The organism is Shewanella sp. SR44-4, from assembly GCF_014163715.1.
Classification (GTDB): Bacteria; Pseudomonadota; Gammaproteobacteria; order Enterobacterales; family Shewanellaceae; genus Shewanella.
On sequence record NZ_JACJDU010000009.1, the window covers coordinates 20,582 to 37,532 of the forward strand.

Genomic DNA, 16,951 nt, shown 5'->3' on the forward strand with positions numbered 1-16,951 from the left:
ATTAACCAGAACTCGGGATAACAAACGCCTCGCAAACTGCCTTTTGCCTTGCTAACTGCGTTATTTTTTACATGAGAAGACTTGCAATAGGCCAGCTATTGACGGGTTAATTCGTTTTGTTAGTAAAACAAATGACAAGTTTGAGAGTGGTTAATGGCTAAGCTTAATATCTTTATCATTCTATTCTCATCTCTACCCCTAGTTGAGGTTAATTCGATAGGTATGGAGATATTCACGCATAAAAAAAGCCACAGCAATGAACTGTGGCTTACTGATACTAGCGAGTCAGTGAATTCTAAATCGATTAGTTCTTTTTAGAATATTTTGCAGCTTCTTCACCCGCTAAGCGACCGAAGGTGATGATGTCTGAAATGGCATTACCACCTAAGCGGTTAGCACCATGAACACCGCCAGTCACCTCACCAGCACCATACAAGCCAGGGATAACCTGCTTCTTAGCATTCATGACTTCAGCTTTAGTGTCGATCATCACGCCACCCATAGTGTGGTGAACACCAGGTGTAACTTCGATTGCGTAGTAGTTACCTTCGTTAAGTGCGCGCGGTAGGTTTGGACGCTCAAAATCAGTGTCTTTACCGCTACTCACTAAGCTGTTGTAACGCGCAACGGTTTCAGTAAGTGCTTTGCCGTCAATACCTTCCATTTTACCTAATTTAACTAGGCTATCTGCCGTTGGTGCAACACCTAAACCAATATACTTATCAATTTTTGACAGTGATTTACGCACAGAATCATCAAAAATCAAATAAGCTGATTTACCGGTTTGCGCTAAGATAGCGGCAGACGCTTTATCACGAGTGGTAATTTCGTTAACGAAACGCTTACCTTCACGGTTAACCAAAATCGCACCATTACCACGTACCGCTTCAGTGACCATTACGCCACCTTTAACAGATAGTGTTGGGTGAGCTTGGATATACTGCATGTCTTTCAATGCGCCACCCGCATTTTCAGCTACATCCAGTCCATCACCTACTGCACCAGGTTGGTTAGTAGAGATAAAGCCTTTTAGTGAAGGATCAAGTTTAGCGACACGCTCATTATTTTTAGCAAAACCACCCGTTGCTAATATTACCGCATCGGCTTTCACCCAGTAGTAACCTTTGTACATACCCTTAACCAGAATACCTTTAACAGTGCCTTTATCATCTTTAAGCACTTCAATGCCGCGAGTGTTCATGCGTAAGTCGATATTGCGTTTCACTGCATTATCATAAAGTACTTGAACGACATGGGCACCAACACCAGCACCACCAGTTGGACGGTGTGCACGGTTAACAGATGCGCCACCCATCATGCCAACATCGGTTAAATCGGCACCCATCGCGGTCAGCCAATCAACAGAGCCTTTAGAGTGCGAAGTTAACACTTCAACCAATGCAGGATCGTTTATGTTTTGGCCACCTTTCATGGTGTCTTCGAACATTAACTCAGGGCTATCAGTAATTTTTTTAGCTTTTTGTTGATCAGTCCAAGCAGCGTTCATGCCACCTGCAGCCAACTTAGCATTACCGCCAATAACAGGCTCTTTCTCTATAAGAATGACTTTAGCACCACTGTCTGTTGCAGATATTGCAGCAGAGAAACCTGCGCCGCCAGAACCGACAACCACTACGTCAACAGTGTCGTGTGGGGCGCTAGCAAGAGCAGCCTGACGTTCTGATTTATCTTTGGCCAATTCAGCAATAGTAGGTTCGTCACGTAGCCATTTTTTAGCATAAGGCATGTTGAAATCGAAGCTGTGGCAAGAGTCACAGTACACCATCGATTTTTCGTGTGCGCTGTGGCATGAGGTACAGGCTACTTCGCCTGGGAAATGGGAAGCATGAGCATTGTAATGTTCATGTTTTGTGGTTTCAGCTACTTCAGCAAGTGTGCCATGGCAAGATACACATTGGGCATTTTCATAGGTTAAGCTGTCGTTTGACAGTTCACCATCTGGTGTATGACAGCTATCACACTCTTGGTTTTGTACATGGAATTCAGCTAAGTTATCAGCGGCAACAGCATTGCCCATTAGGCCTGCTGTGCCCATTAATGTAGCAATACAGACTGCAAGATTGATCTTTTTCATTTTTGCTCCCCCTTCTATACGTAATGACGGTTTATTCATTAACGATAGAAGCCTCTTATTGTTTTAGTTAGGCTGAAGTGAAACTGACTTCACTTCACTTTAAAAATACGGTCCAAATTAGCATCGAGTTGATCAGCTATTATTTTCGCTCAATGTAATCTTTGCCTAAGGGGGCGCAATCAACAACAAGATAACCAGAATAGAGGGCAGAAATGACAACTCAATCACAAGCCTAAAAATGCGCTATGCAAACATGCATAGCTATAAAGGGGTATATGCAATTTTGCATAGCTTATGTAGAGGTAGATCACATCGAGTTAACATCATAAGAAAACGTACATAATGATTTGCTAATTCGGGTAATGCTGCACAGTTTCAAGTGGAGAAAATAGGTAATATCGCGGCATGAAAACTCTATTGCTATTACTGATCATCATCACTATGCCTGTGCTCGCGCAAGACAGCATTGTCTTTGGCGTACACTCAAAAACAGCGCCATTAGAGTGGCGTAATAACGGTGTTGATCAAGGCTTTAATATTGAGTTGATGGATAGAATTGGCCAGCTGACCAATAAGCGCATTATTGTTCGCCGAAAGAGTTTTCAACAATTGGTAAAAGATGTTCATGATCCTGACAGCGATATCGATGTGATTACTGTGGTTAGCCCGGTGAACATGGATCGCAAGTTAGCTCAATCTGATCCTATATATGCAACCCATGCTAAAGCTTATACCTTGCAGGGTAAGGCGTTAATAAACAATTGGGCAGATCTTGTTGGTAAGCGGGTTGCTATTAAAAATGGTGCCTTTGTTGATGTGTTTTTATCTGACCATCTGCAAAATTTTGACCGCGTGGATGTTGATTTGTATGAAACCGGTTTTCAATTACTGATAAAAAACCAAGTCGACGTGGTTATTGCCGAGAGCTTTGTTGCGCGGCGTTTACTTCCGCTGTATCCATCGGTACGCAGTTCAAGTGATGCGTTAATTTATGGTGCGTTTAATTTTGTCGCGAATGAGACAAAAACCGAACTGATGTACCAAATTAACGAGGCGCTTAGGCAGTTAAAATTATCGGGCGAATACGACAAACTGGTTAATAAATGGTTTGGCACCGGGCGTGAAAAAGTTGATTTAACCTCTTCCGAAAAGCGCATGTTTGCCCTCGCAATTTTAGTGGCGATTATGTCTGCTATTGGGATGATTTTCACCGGATTTATAAGCGCTAGTTTACGCCGTCATACTAAAGCGCTCGATGCCGAATTAATTCAACGAAAGCGAATTGAAGTTGAAATATCTGAATTGTCACAACAGTTCCAATCCGTTCTCGATGGGCTTCCTAATGGCGTGACCATAGTAAACCAGGAACTCCAGCATTTATGGAGTAACGATAACAATATTCACCTGCTAGATTCAGATGGATTTTACTATGTCGACAACGATGTTTTTAAGCTTAAAGCCGCAGTATTGGAGGTGTTATCGACCCAAAAATCGCTTACTGCCGACATGCGGTATCAGCAGCAATTTTGGCAATTACAAATTCATCCCATTGCCAACAATCAGGTGGTGATTCTACTTGAAGAATCAACCGAGCAGCATCGATTACGCCAAGCTAATGAAGAAGCCAGTCGTTTAGCTTCATTGGGAGAGTTGTCTGCGGGAATTGCCCATGAAATCAATAATCCAACCGGCCTTATTGTGCATGCTGTATCACTATTTACCGCGGCCATGAAAGACTTAACGCCTGCCGCTAAGCACTATCAGAAACAAAATCCTTTCTGGCTTATTGCTGGGCTAAATCCAGACATTGCTATTGAAGAGTTACAGTATAGTTGTGGCTCTATAGAAGAGGGGGCTAAACGTATCAGTCGAATTGTTAATGACCTAAAACGTTACGCCATGCCGCATATTGCCGATCAATATACCCGAGTGAGCTTAAATGATGTGGTTCAAGTGGCCCAGCGCCTCACCGCGAATCAAACAAAATCTCATCAGATCAGCACCCTGCTATGTCAACCCAGCCCTAGCATTACAGGCGATGCTCAACAGTTACATCAGGTGTTAATTAACCTCATTCAAAATGCGTGTAATGCTTGCTCAACTCAGCCAGGGATAATAGTGATAGACACACATGTTGCAAACAATATGGCCATCTTGAGTATCCAAGATAATGGCTGCGGGATGGGCAGTGCCACATTAAAGCGTATTACCGAACCCTTTTTTACCACTAGGCGCAACGAAGGTGGTAGCGGCTTAGGGTTATCGGTGTGCAGTAAAATAATTAAAGAACATCAAGGCGAAATGCAGATTCAGTCTACCTTAGGCAAAGGCACGCAAATTCGACTTATTTTTGCATTAGCACAACAGGATTAGCCCATGAAACTAGCCAGAAATATTCTGTTAATCGACGACGAAGCAGCATGGTTACGCACACTCGCGATAACTCTGAACCGTCTAGTTCCCGAAGCTGAAATTGACACTTGTGTCGACAGTCGCCAGGTGAGTAGTCGCTTACAGGTTGGCGACTATGCGCTAGTGCTAGTCGATCTCACCATGCCATTTCACTCCGGTGAAGAGTTATTAGCGATGATCCGCAGTGATTTCCCTAACACTCGAGTCATTATAGTGACAGGGGTAAATGAGGTTGATACAGCAGTTCGTTGTATTAAAAATGGCGCTTATGACTACTTTATTAAAACAGACAATGTCGATGAACTTGCACGAACAGTTCGCCGTGCACTTGAAGTAGTCGGGCTTGAAAGAAACTACCTTTATATCAAAGAGAAATTTTTAAGCCGAACCTTAGATAACCCGCAAGCATTCAATAACATGTTAACTTGCGAGCCACAGCTATTAGATCAATTTCGCTATCTTGAAGCCGTATCGTGTAGCCCTGAACCCTTGTTAATTTATGGCGCCAGTGGAACCGGTAAAAGCGAGTTTGCTCAATCTTGCCATGCACTTTATAGCCCTAATGAACCCTTCGTTAGTATTAATCTTGCGGGTATTAGTTGCGAGTCATTTGAGCAAAAAATGTGTGGCCAACTGTATCATCACAATAATGGCGAGCTAGAAGCGGTTGCAGGTTTATTGCATCAAGTGGGCAGTGGGGTACTCTATCTTAACGACATTGGCACGCTACCACTGGATGCCCAAATTAAGTTATTAGCGCTGTTAGAAAGCAAACAATATTACCCTTTAGGTAGCGACACTGCCTATCCGGTAAAATGTAAGTTTGTGGTATCAACTCAAGATGATTTACTCAAACTTCATCAAGCAGGTAAGTTTAGGAGCGATCTACTCTATCGTTTACGGGCACATAAAATTAAATTACCGCTGTTAGCTGAGCGGCAGTTAGATATTGCTATGTTGATCAATCATTTCATCGCCCTTGCCGCAGCAGAAATGAATCTGCCTGCGCCGATTCAACCAAGCGACTTAGCGTCAAAACTCGCCAGTTACAACTTTCCCGGTAATCTACATGAACTTAAAGGAATGGTCTTTGATGCTGTAAGCCGCAGCGATGGCATAGCGCTTAACACCTCTGCTTTTATGGAAGCCATTAATGAACACAAGTCATTGACTGCAACGCCGCAAGACCGAATTATCTTTCCCAAACAACTGCCCACCATTGCACAGATGAACCAAGCGTTAATGGACGAAGCCATGAGCCGTACCGCTAATAACCAAACTGCAGCAGCGCAAATACTGGGTATCAGCCAAAGTGCATTAAGTAGGCGGCTTAAAGGACATTAGCGCAAAACAATGCCCGATATTAAGAGCCAAAGCCGTTTTGTGACCTTCTCGTGTATTCAATCGCGAATCGCTAAGTGATCTTTGCTGAGTTTTGCTAATGTGATCGGTTCGGTTGAATGACCATGCCACTATCACTAAAAAGTGGTCAATGTTCCAAACTCGTATTTCAATGAAAGTTTATCCCCACCTTAACCTCTCCTTAACCCGTCCATCAGTATGCTTGTTCCAATATTGTGTAATACACACGTTTGGAGGTGCAGTTGATGATGGTAAAACCGACCTTACGAAAGGCGATGCTGGCACTGATGGGCATAAGCCTGTTGGGCTGTAGCGCTGTCGATAATGTCAATTACGCCGACCGAGCCAGTCAAGCTGAGGCGGATACGAGTCAGCGTTTGATTGAGCCGTTATTGGCTGCATCAAATACTCAAGATGCGCCGATGCAATCTGTAGTTTGATTAACGGATTTAGATAAACCGTGCATTATAATGTGATGATAATTATATTATCATCAGGTGTTAACTTAATTCGATTGTACTGTAAGGTAATCGGCCTATAATGAGGGGTATCTTGACGCCGTACTAGGTTATGGGATCGCCGCAATGAAATACCGCACACATTTATTTTCTCTTCGTATCGGGCATGCACTCCGAGAGTCTTTAAAAGACGCTCCCTACAATGCCAATGCATTCGCTAAAGATTTATTAGCCGGCTTAACCGTTGGCATTATTGCCATTCCACTGGCAATGGCACTTGCAATTGCCATTGGGGTCGCGCCGCAATACGGGTTATATACTGCCATTATTGCTGGGTTTGTTATTCCGCTCACCGGTGGCTCGCGTTACAGCGTGTCTGGCCCTACCGCCGCGTTTGTGGTGATCCTTTATCCCATAGTGCATCAATATGGTTTGTCAGGGTTATTGCTTGCCAGCCTGTTATCCGGGTTAATGTTGATTATCATGGCGTTGTTTCGCTTAGGCCGTTTTATTCAATATATTCCCGAATCAGTCACGTTAGGGTTTACGGGTGGTATTGCTGTTGTTATCGCAGTATTACAAGTGAAGGATTTTTTTGGCTTAAGCATTAGCGAAATGCCAGAAAGTTTTGTCGGTAAGGTGGCTACCTTGGTTCAAGAAATACCAGGGTTTTCTGGGCCAACATTGCTGGTGGGATTAAGCACCTTAGTAGTGTTTATTCTGTGGCCTAAACTCAAGTTGGCGGTACCCGCACATCTTCCTGCCGTGGTTGTTGCGAGCATTGTGGCGCTGGTACTAAATCAACTCGGTTTTCATGTGGCGACAATTGGTTCTACGTTCAGCTTTACCTTAGCCGACGGCTCAATCGGGGCGGGCATTCCCTCTATGCTCCCTGACTTTGAATGGCCTTGGCTTCGCGCGCAATCCGGTGAAGTGCCATTGGTACTCACTTGGCAATTAGCCAGTGACCTATTGTCTGCCGCCTTTGCGATTGCCATGTTAGGCGCCATTGAATCGTTACTGTGTGCAGTGGTGTTAGACGGCATGTCAGGTAAAAAACACAGCGCCAATAGCGAATTACTTGGCCAAGGTATCGGTAATATTATCGCGCCATTTTTTGGCGGTATTACCGCGACTGCTGCTATTGCTCGTTCGGCAGCTAACTATAAGTCGGGCGCGGTAAGCCCAATCGCGGCCATGATCCATGCGGTGGTGGTATTAGTGTCTTTATTATCGCTCAGTACTGTTTTAGCTTATATCCCCATGGCGGGCATGTCGGCGCTGCTTATCATGGTGGCATGGAACATGAGCGAAGCGCCTAAGATTGTCCATCTGGTTAAAAAAGCCCCTGCCAGCGAAGTGTTAGTGTTGATGGTGTGTTTGTTACTGACTATATTCTTCGATATGGTGATTGCGATCAGTGCAGGAATCATTTTGGCATCGTTATTATTCATGAAGCAAGTGGCTGATATGACCAAGGTGCAAGACATTAGCGAGCAGAAGAAACACATTCATGTTGAATTACCGCCGCGTTGGAAAGTGTTTAAAATCAATGGACCATTATTTTTTGCTGCCGCCGACAGTGTCTTTGGCGAGTTGGCGCATTTGAGTGGCGACCAAGATGGGGTGGTGTTGTATTTTGATGGGGTATCGCTTTTAGATTCTGGTGGTGTCTCGGCGCTGTATAAGTTTATTGCTAAATGTAAGCATGATAATACTCGGGTATTGTTGGCCGATTTTCAATTTCAGCCACTTAAAACCTTGGCCAAAGCAGGCTTTAAGCCTGACGGCGTGCAGTGCGTGACGTATTCAACCTTGGCTGGTGCGCTAGACGATGTGGTGGCTGGAGTTTAAAACACCATAAAGGCTGACAAACCAGTATGGTGTTTTCGATAAACTAGCTGCGATAACGTTTTGTCAGTTATTGGGCTGGTTTAGCCACTTCAATATAATGCCAAGAGTCTGCAATGTGCAGCCTTGCTGAAGTCACACGTTTATTCCGCTCAACATTAATGTGGTTAGTTTGCTCTGACCACAACTCTTGCAGGGCGGTCATCTTAAGATAAAAACCGTCCATATTAGTGGTGATCGGCGTTTCCTGATAAACCCACAAATACTTGCCCTGTAACTCGGTGCCAACATAGGTCAGCGTTAACGGATGTTGCTGCTGATCCTGCATCGAAAACGTCGAAATAGCATAATAAGCAAACGCTTCACGGCCAACGGGATCGCCGATCAGATCGGTACTTTTATCGATCACTTGTTGGGCTGCGTGTTCAGCATCGTGTAAATAAAACCGATGCTGGACTTCTAGCATGCCGCTACGCTGATTAAATACAATACTGGTGTAAGCTTCTTTTTGCTGGTGGGCCGTGACATTGCCCGCCAGCAAACTTAACGCGATAGCCATGAATCCTGCATAAAATGATAGACGCATTATTTCTTCTTCACTTTTATTTCAGGCTCTTTCAGGGCTTCTTTATTGTCATGCATAATGTCGCGATACTTATTGCCCTTACGTTCTTCTTCTTTAAAGGCTTCAATGCGTGAGGGAATAATTTGTCTTGGGTAATAGTTGTTTTCAATATCGACATCGGCTGTTTCGCCGCGACGATCAACCACGGCAGACACTAAGATTTTGTCTTTGTCGGTGACAATGAGCTTACTGACTTCAAACGGTGAACGGCGCCAAATTTCTGCAGGTAGCACCAATGACTCGGTATCACCATTTTCAAACGTGAGTTCGAGTAAAATTGGCATCACTAAGCCACCTAAATTGGCAAAGTTAAACACATAATAGTTTTTATCTTCTTTGAGTGCGCGTGCGAGTGTTTGTTGCTCCCACGGGTCTAGCTCGGCGTGTTTTTTGTTGTACTTGTTGCGCTCTTTATTGGTCACGCTAAATTGATCATATTGGTCATGATAATCAACGTTATCTGAATTAAGTTCTACCCAGGTTTTTAGGCCACTTTGTTGGTTACGCTCAACCGAATAAGGCATGGGTTTGTCTTTATAATCTTGGCGACGACGATCAAAATCAATATCAGGATTATTGCTGTCTAAGCGCAGTTTATAAATGCGATCTATCGAGATATCAACATGATCTGTGGTGTAAAACCAGCCACGGAAAAACCAATCTAAGTCGACGCCAGAGGCTTCTTCCATGGTGCGGAAAAAGTCGCTTGGAGTAGGGCGCTTGTTCATCCAGCGACGGCTGTACTCTTGAAAGGCAAAATCGAATAGCTCACGGCCTAATACCACTTCACGTAAAATGTTGAGTGCCACAGCAGGTTTAATATAGGCGTTTGGACCAAGCTGTAACACGCTGTCTGACTGCGTCATCACCGGCACTTGCACATTAGACTTCATGTACTCAATAACGTCACTTGGCTCACGCCCCCACGGTAAATTAGGGTCCCATTCGCGGGTGGCTATGCCGTCTAAAAAGCTGTTTAAGCCTTCGTCCATCCACGTCCATTGGCGCTCGTCTGAGTTCACAATCATTGGGAAATAGTTATGGCCGACTTCGTGGATTACTACGCCGATTAAGAATTGTTTTTCCGACAAGGTATAAGTACGGCTTTCATCATCGTGCCAAATGGTGCGTGGACCATTAAAGCTGATCATCGGGTATTCCATGCCGCCAACAGGGCCGTTTACACTAATGGCCGCAGGGTAGGGATAATCGAAGGTAAAGCGCGAATAGACTTCAAGGGTGTGAATAACCGATGCAGTTGAATAACGCTGCCAAAGTTCTCCACCTTCTTTAGGATAAAACGACATCGCCATCACTTGTGGGTTCTGGCTGCCTTTTTGTTGGTAACCTTGAGCATCCCAAATAAATTTACGTGAAGATGCCCAAGCAAAGTCGCGTACGTTTTCAGCTTTAAAATGCCAGGTTTTATTGACTTTAGCAGTGCTTGACTCGTTAGTAATTGCTTCGTCTTCTGAGACAATAAATACAGGCTTTTTGGCTGTTTTAGCTTTATCTAAACGTTTGATTTGTTCAGGTGATAACACCTTTTGGCTGTTTTGTAATACGCCAGTGGCTGTGACGATGTGGTCGCTGGGTACGGTCATACTGACATCGTAATTACCAAACTCGAGGGTAAACTCGCCGCTGCCTAAAAACTCTTTATTGTGCCACGCTTCGTAGTCGGAATAGCTGGCAACTCGCGGAAACCACTGCGCCAATAAGAAGATGTCATTACCGCCTTTACGCTTGTCGTCAGGGAAGTGCTCGTAACCCGAACGCGCGCCAACGGCGTCTTCTTCTAAAATGTTATAGCCATAATTAATGTGTAACTGCGTCGATTTATTGTGGCTTAACGGGGTGGGTAAATCGACGCGCATTTGGGCGCCGACAATAGTGTATTTTAAAGGCTTATTATTAGTGTCAGTAACAGCCGCTATTTGATAACCCAAGTTATTGTCAGCTAAAAATTGTTGGCGACGAAGATCACCTAAACTGATTTTGGCAAAGGCATTATCACCGTAAGTGTTGTTAGCACTAACACTACCATCCACGCCATTAAATGCGGCGCTGCGTTCAGATATCGAATCTGATTTAAAACGATTTTGTTCTAGCTGTAACCATAGATATTTAAGCGTATACGGTGAGTTGTTGTGATAAGTAATCACTTGCTCGCCTTGAATGCGACGCTTTTTTTCATCCAGAGTGACATCGATTTTATAATCAACTTGTTGTTGCCAGTAGTCTTTACCTGGTTCGCCAGCAGCATTGCGGTAATCGTTTGGTGTTGGGAGGCTCTCTTCAAGTTGACGAAACTTGTCTACAAAATGACCTTTGCTTTGGACAATTTCAGAAGCCGAACTGGTAATAATAACTGAACTGGTTAATGCCAGTAACAGCAGCTGACGATACACGCGCATAAATACTCCTTTGACGTCAGCAAGCTGATGCCAATAATCCCAAAATGATGATTTGTTATATTTTTTGTTGGCGGAGTGTAACTAAATTGACCCTGTTATGCAGTGATTAGAGTGTTACGAAGTTTTGCACCTTGCTGATGCCAATTCCGTATGGCATAACAACAGCAAGCGAGATTAATTGAAGATAGGCAGGAATTTTTGCAGGTTTTTATGACGGGCCTCGTCAGAGGTCAGTTCAGGTAATATTTTGTATTTACTCATAATCTGCTGATATTCGCCATTGGCTTTTAGCATGTCGATGCCGTTAGCAAAGGTTACTGCATAAGCTTTATTGTGTGGATTAAAGCCAACATATAAAGGTACCGGTTTGCCTACAGTGCCAGCGTAGCGAAGTTGCTTGGTTAAGTTTAATTGACTCGCGGTGTACTCAATGACATTTTTGTTGTCGATGATGACCGAATGACGTCCTTTTACCAGCCGAATAATATTCATCGCTAATGGGTCTCTACCCGAGGCAAAGTAGGTATTAGGATGTGCAGCAAACCAAGCATCGAGCTCAACACCATAGTCATAACCAGTGACGATAGCAGCTTGTTGAGTGCTATTAAGGTCGGTAATCTGCTCAAATGTTTCATTACTATCAACAAGAGTATAAAAGTCATTGCTGTTATAGCCGACAATCACATCAGCATTAATCAATTGGTTTTCGGCAATGGCGTTCGGCGTCAATGCCAGTACAGCATCAATGTTGTTTCTTTGCAGTTCAATCAGTGCGCGTTTATAAGGAAGAATCTGAAATTCAATCGGTTGGCCTTGGATTTCAAAAGCGCGACTTGTGAGTTCTACAACGTAGCCTGTTTGGTTGTTGCAGATATAAGGACACCAAATATCAGATGCGATACGGATAGGTGTAGCATGGGCGTGAATACTGAAAATAGACAGTAAAACGAACAGGTACTTTAACAAGTATTTTGCTCCATGTGTTGAACGGGCGGGTATATTAATGGTTTAAAGAGTATAGGCAATCTTTTTTGATTAAAAAAAATACTACTTTATGTTTTGCTAACAAACATGCCGATTTTGTAAACAGGTAACCGGTGCCAGTAACAGGCTATTCATTATAGTTACATTTTAATAACAATTAACCAAGGTGATATTTTTATGGCAATTTTAAACAGAACATTTACCCATGTAGTGGTTGAGCAGCCTGGCGAACCCAGTGCGATGACCATGACTAAATCGACACTTGCGATGCCGACAGAAGGCCAGGTGACGATTAAGGTGCATGCCGCTGGAGTTAATGGGCCTGACATTAAACAGCGCGTTGGCGCTTATCCACCGCCAGCAGATGCCAGCCCGATTATCGGGCTAGAAGTGGCTGGTGAAATAGTTGCCGTGGCAGACGATGTTACCCAATGGAAAGTGGGTGATAAAGTGTGTGCCTTAGTGCCTGGTGGCGGCTATGCCGAGTTAGTGAATACTTACGCAGCACATTGTTTACCCATTCCTACCGGTTACAGTTTTGTACAAGCTGCCGCGTTGCCAGAAACCTTTTTTACCGTGTGGGGTAACTTGTTTATTCGTGGTGGACTTAACGCGGGTGAAACGGTGCTTATTCATGGCGGTTCTGGCGGTATCGGTACGACCGCAATTCAAATGGCGAGTCGTTTAGGCGCAACGGTATTTGCGACCTCTGGCAGTGCAGAGAAATGCCAATACTGTCTTGATCAAGGTGCTAGTGTAGCGATTAACTATAACGAGCAGCACTTTGTTGAGCCGATTTTAGAAGCAACAAATGGATTAGGCGTTAATGTCATTATGGATATTGCAGGTGGTGACTTTATTAACGAAAACCTCAAAGCGATTGCAACCGACGGACGTATGGTGTCGGTTGCCATGCAACGTGGTCCACAGGCAAACGTGGATATTTTCCGTATTATGGCTAAGCGAGTGATTTGGACAGGGTCAACGTTACGACCACAAAGCGTGGCGAATAAAGCCCTTATTGCTCAAGGTTTGGCAGAGTTCGTATGGCCGTTATTAAATAGCGGCAAAATGAGCATTCCAATTGATAGTGTGTTCCCATTCTCGCAAGTGGTGCAGGCACATGAACTAATGGAGTCGGGCACACACAAAGGCAAGATAGTGTTAGATCTACAAGCTGATCCTCGTTAAGTAAATGAATACCCTTATCAATACACATATTAATATTGTGGCTTTAATCAGCGATTTTTTTGATAAAAAACTTGAAGCTTGATGTTTTTAAGCTAAAGTCGTGATCACAAAGTGATTGGCCTGAAACGGGTTAATCACTTTTGTGAGGCGTTTATTTTGTGAGAAAAATGACGATAAAGTGTTAAAAATTGACGACAACCTACATTTTTATGCGATTACTCGAAAATTTCATCGTTTTAGGCATTGATTCTCAGAAATATTCTGTTTAAATACCCACACAAATACAGAACAGATAATCGTGGCGCAGTATGAAGATGTTATCTTCAATAATCCTGCATCATTTTTAGAATATGTGTTGATTAAGGGCGTTAGCATATATGTATAACACTGCAAAAAAACAACTTTGGTTTGGTGAATTAAGAACATCGAAAGGTAACACTATCGTCGTTCATGATAATCAATTGCCAGAAGCGTCACCAGGGCGCATTTTCATGTACAACACTATCCGTAATACGATTGTGGAGTACGTAGAAGACATCGTTAAAGTTAACTTACACGACTTAGACGAGCAACAAACAAAAGCCGCTATGGCTGAGTTTGGCGATGCTTGGAAGGTGGCACGTAGTGAGTTTATGGCAAAGCATCAGTTACGAATTGATTTATCAAAAGTACCCGATACAGCGCCACCGCGTAAGGCTAAACCGGCTCCAGAGCCAGATGAACCGATTAACGCCGATGATGACATTCCAGAATTTGATGATTCAGATGATGACAATGATAGCTTTGATGACATGGGTGATAGTGTAGACGATTAAACCTGCAGATAACATTGAGTCTCTGGCTCAGTGTATTGCGTGGTCTATGTTATTATCCTGCTTATATCTGCTATAGATTACTGACCATATAAGGAATAATTTATTATTCCTTATATGGTTTATTCTTTGTCGAAACTGTCGACAATAATCGCACCCATGGACGCGGGCATCGCGATTAAAATAATCCGTTTTAACGCTAAAATTGGGTCGGTGATTAATGGCAATTTATCTAATGCCAATAGCACAATGCTGACCACCAATAACGTTAATATATACGCTGCAATTACCCGCAACAAAAATGCTCGTCTACGCTTAACAATATTTGCCTGAAACACACTCTGATAAGCAAACAGAGTAATAAATGCCAGCGACAATACCACCACCAATACCAAATTTAATGCAGGCAAACTGGCCGACAATCTCCATGCTTCTTCAGAAAATGCAATCGGCACTGACAGGGCAAAAGCCCCAACAGCAATTTGACCAATATCTTCGGCATTAAAATTGGATTTTACTGGCTGATTATTCTGCATCAAACTGATATCGAGTGATGTGGTGATAAACCTTGCCAGGTGTTACCCACACATCGCCGGGCAAGTCAGGTTGATTCGGCGAGTCGGGTAGCATTTGCGGTTCAATACACACAGCTTGATGATCGCTTAATACTCGCTGCTTTTTGCCTACAGTGCCCTGCAAAAAGTTTGCGCCGTAAACCTGCACCCCAGGCTGGTTAGTATAAACCGTCATATTACGGCCGCTATTCGGGCTGGCTAAACAACCAAATCGTTGTAAATCTGCACCGGGATTATCTAACACATAGCAATGGTCAAAACCCTTGGTGGCTGCTAATGCTGGGCGCTCAGTTTGTACCGACATCGGCGTGGCTTTTGCCATGTCTAAATCGCTACCTGCGGTAGGTTGCATTGCGGTAGGTACGCCAACATCATTCATTGTGAGGTACTTTTTAGCATCCACTTGCAGCGTATGTTGCTTATTAGTGTCGCTGCGATTACCGTCTAAATTAAAGTAGCTGTGTTGGGTTAAACTAATGGGACAGGCTTTATCTGTGCTGGCCAGCATTTCAATGTACAAGTTATTACCCACTAAACGGTAATCGAGTTGCACAGTACAATTGCCCGGAAATCCCATGTCGCCGTCTGGGCTTGTTAAGGTTAAGCGAACGCCGTCACTTAAGGTACCGAGTTGCCACAATTTTCGATTAAAGCCCTCAACACCACCGTGCAAACAATTGCTCGCTTGATTTACGCTAAGTTGATATTGATGGCCATCATATTGGGTTTTACCATTGGCAATTCGATTGCTATAACGTCCTGCTATCGCGCCTAAATAGGCTTGTTGAGCCAGATAATCTTCGACATTGTCGCAGCCTAAGACGATATTTTTGCGTTCACCGTTACGATCTGGAGTCCATAATGATCGAATGATGCCGCCTAAACTTAATACTTCAAGTGCGATGATGCCATTATCAATTCTAACCCGTTCAATCTCACCACCACGGGGATCTTGCCAAGGTTCCAGCACACTAAAACGTACCATTTATGCCTCTCTAATCTGTAAATTGTTAACCGATGCGTCCTGCACCGCCACTTGCTGAACATAAGTATATTGTTGCTTCGATGCCAGTTTGCTTAAAATATTGGTTTTCAACCAGGTTAATCACCTCATCGGTGAGGTCATGATTAACCAGCGCCAATACGCAGCCATCGCTCATACGCACGCCGCCTTTCTCACCGATTAAAGTGGCAATCATACTCACTAAGGTGTCAATGTCGGCAGTGATAATGTCAAAATCATCGCGCATAGATGCTTGAGACTGTGCCATTAACTGACTAAAACGAGCAATATTGTTTTGTTGCAAAGCTCTGGCGGCATTACTCGTACGTTGATTTTCGGTGATGATATGGCGCGCTCGGCGAAATTGGACATCGCTGAGTAAGTCTTTATCTGCTGTGAGTAAGCTTAATGATAAATCACGCAGAGAATCGAGACCAAGTAACTTGGTTATCTGATTACACTCTTGCTTGCGTTGTTCAAATTGTTGGGTAAAACCATGACGGTCTTGTTTTAAGTCGATTACGATTAAGCTGAGTTCTTCAGGTAATAGCACTGATTCGCTTTCTAATTCTAAGCAATCAATTAATAAGGCGTGATCAGGCTCTGCCATCGCGCTAATGATTTGGTCCATCATGCCGCAATCTAACAGCATAAATTGGCTTTCGCCACGCTGAGCCAATTGGGCAATAGCGATAGGTGATAAGTTTAGCTGGCTGGCATAACTGATAGCAGTACCAAAAGCGATTTCAAGCGCTGCCGACGATGATAAACCTGCTCCCAGCGGCACGTCACCCACAATGGCTAAGTCTAAGCCTTTGGCTCGTAACCCCGATTGGTTCATGGCGGCGGTAACGCCTTTTAGATAGTGGCTCCAATCATCGCCTGCAGCAACGGGGCCTTCTTCACCAAAGTGCCATTGCTTAATTTCCCCAGGAAACGCCGTTGTCACAGCGCGAAATAAATTATCATCGCGATGCTTAACAGCAATAACAGTATGAAAATTAATTGCGGCGGGTAATGCGAGGCCTTCGTTATAGTCGGTATGCTCGCCCATAATGTTAACTCGCCCGGGCGCCTGGTATAAATCATCTGGCTTGGTGCCAAATGTACGAACAAATAATTTAGTCGCGCGTTGAGCAGGGTTTGACATACTTCAAAAAATCCAA

Annotated in this window: 13 protein-coding genes; 6 read left to right on the forward strand and 7 right to left on the reverse strand. The window is 43.8% G+C overall.

What is annotated here, in order from left to right:
* Positions 1 to 304: 304 nt before the first annotated feature.
* Positions 305 to 2,095, reverse strand: coding sequence for a flavocytochrome c (locus H5125_RS06290; RefSeq protein WP_182743789.1), 1,791 nt, complete (start codon positions 2,093 to 2,095; stop codon positions 305 to 307).
* A gap of 405 nt (positions 2,096 to 2,500) precedes the next feature.
* Here H5125_RS06290 and H5125_RS06295 point away from each other — a divergent pair, with 405 nt between their 5' ends.
* From H5125_RS06295 to dauA, 4 genes are all read left to right on the forward strand, one after another.
* The gene (locus H5125_RS06295; protein WP_182743790.1) at positions 2,501 to 4,468 is read left to right on the forward strand and encodes an ATP-binding protein; all 1,968 of its coding nucleotides are present in this window, start codon (positions 2,501 to 2,503) and stop codon (positions 4,466 to 4,468) included.
* A 3-nt stretch (positions 4,469 to 4,471) separates the two neighbouring features.
* A complete protein-coding gene (locus H5125_RS06300; protein ID WP_182743791.1) occupies positions 4,472 to 5,851 on the forward strand; it encodes a sigma-54 dependent transcriptional regulator in 1,380 nt (459 codons plus the stop codon).
* A gap of 263 nt (positions 5,852 to 6,114) precedes the next feature.
* Positions 6,115 to 6,309 carry a hypothetical protein gene (locus H5125_RS06305; protein WP_182743792.1) on the forward strand — a complete coding sequence of 65 codons (195 nt, stop codon included), beginning with the start codon at positions 6,115 to 6,117 and terminating at the stop codon, positions 6,307 to 6,309.
* Positions 6,310 to 6,453: 144 nt separating this feature from the next.
* On the forward strand, positions 6,454 to 8,181 hold the full coding sequence (gene dauA / locus H5125_RS06310; RefSeq protein ID WP_182743793.1) for a C4-dicarboxylic acid transporter DauA: 1,728 nt from the start codon (positions 6,454 to 6,456) through the stop codon (positions 8,179 to 8,181).
* Between the two features lie 67 nt (positions 8,182 to 8,248).
* Here the strand turns inward: dauA and H5125_RS06315 are convergent, their stop codons facing one another.
* The 3 genes from H5125_RS06315 to H5125_RS06325 form a co-directional block, all read right to left on the reverse strand.
* Positions 8,249 to 8,764, reverse strand: coding sequence for a DUF6702 family protein (locus H5125_RS06315; protein WP_182743794.1), 516 nt, complete (start codon positions 8,762 to 8,764; stop codon positions 8,249 to 8,251).
* Positions 8,764 to 11,220, reverse strand: coding sequence for a M1 family metallopeptidase (locus H5125_RS06320; protein WP_182743795.1), 2,457 nt, complete (start codon positions 11,218 to 11,220; stop codon positions 8,764 to 8,766). The genes H5125_RS06315 and H5125_RS06320 overlap by 1 nt, the downstream gene beginning before the upstream one ends.
* Positions 11,221 to 11,394: 174 nt before the next feature.
* Entirely contained in the window at positions 11,395 to 12,186 is a 792-nt protein-coding gene (locus H5125_RS06325) for an ABC transporter substrate-binding protein (RefSeq protein ID WP_182743796.1), read from the reverse strand.
* 195 nt (positions 12,187 to 12,381) lie between these two features.
* Here H5125_RS06325 and H5125_RS06330 point away from each other — a divergent pair, with 195 nt between their 5' ends.
* The gene (locus H5125_RS06330) at positions 12,382 to 13,395 is read left to right on the forward strand and encodes an NAD(P)H-quinone oxidoreductase (protein ID WP_182743797.1); all 1,014 of its coding nucleotides are present in this window, start codon (positions 12,382 to 12,384) and stop codon (positions 13,393 to 13,395) included.
* A 377-nt stretch (positions 13,396 to 13,772) separates the two neighbouring features.
* Positions 13,773 to 14,210, forward strand: a complete 438-nt coding sequence (locus H5125_RS06335; RefSeq protein ID WP_101085004.1) for a hypothetical protein — start codon at positions 13,773 to 13,775, stop codon at positions 14,208 to 14,210.
* Positions 14,211 to 14,329: 119 nt separating this feature from the next.
* Here H5125_RS06335 and H5125_RS06340 read toward each other — a convergent pair whose 3' ends face one another.
* The 3 genes from H5125_RS06340 to galK are packed head-to-tail and all read right to left on the reverse strand — an operon-like array spanning position 14,330 to position 16,935.
* On the reverse strand, positions 14,330 to 14,743 hold the full coding sequence (locus H5125_RS06340; RefSeq protein ID WP_101085005.1) for a DUF2391 family protein: 414 nt from the start codon (positions 14,741 to 14,743) through the stop codon (positions 14,330 to 14,332).
* Complete coding sequence (locus H5125_RS06345) at positions 14,733 to 15,767, reverse strand: aldose epimerase family protein (RefSeq protein ID WP_182743798.1); 1,035 nt, start codon at positions 15,765 to 15,767, stop codon at positions 14,733 to 14,735. The genes H5125_RS06340 and H5125_RS06345 overlap by 11 nt, the downstream gene beginning before the upstream one ends.
* Positions 15,768 to 15,792: 25 nt before the next feature.
* The gene (galK, locus tag H5125_RS06350) at positions 15,793 to 16,935 is read right to left on the reverse strand and encodes a galactokinase (protein WP_101085007.1); all 1,143 of its coding nucleotides are present in this window, start codon (positions 16,933 to 16,935) and stop codon (positions 15,793 to 15,795) included.
* Positions 16,936 to 16,951 lie beyond the last annotated feature (16 nt).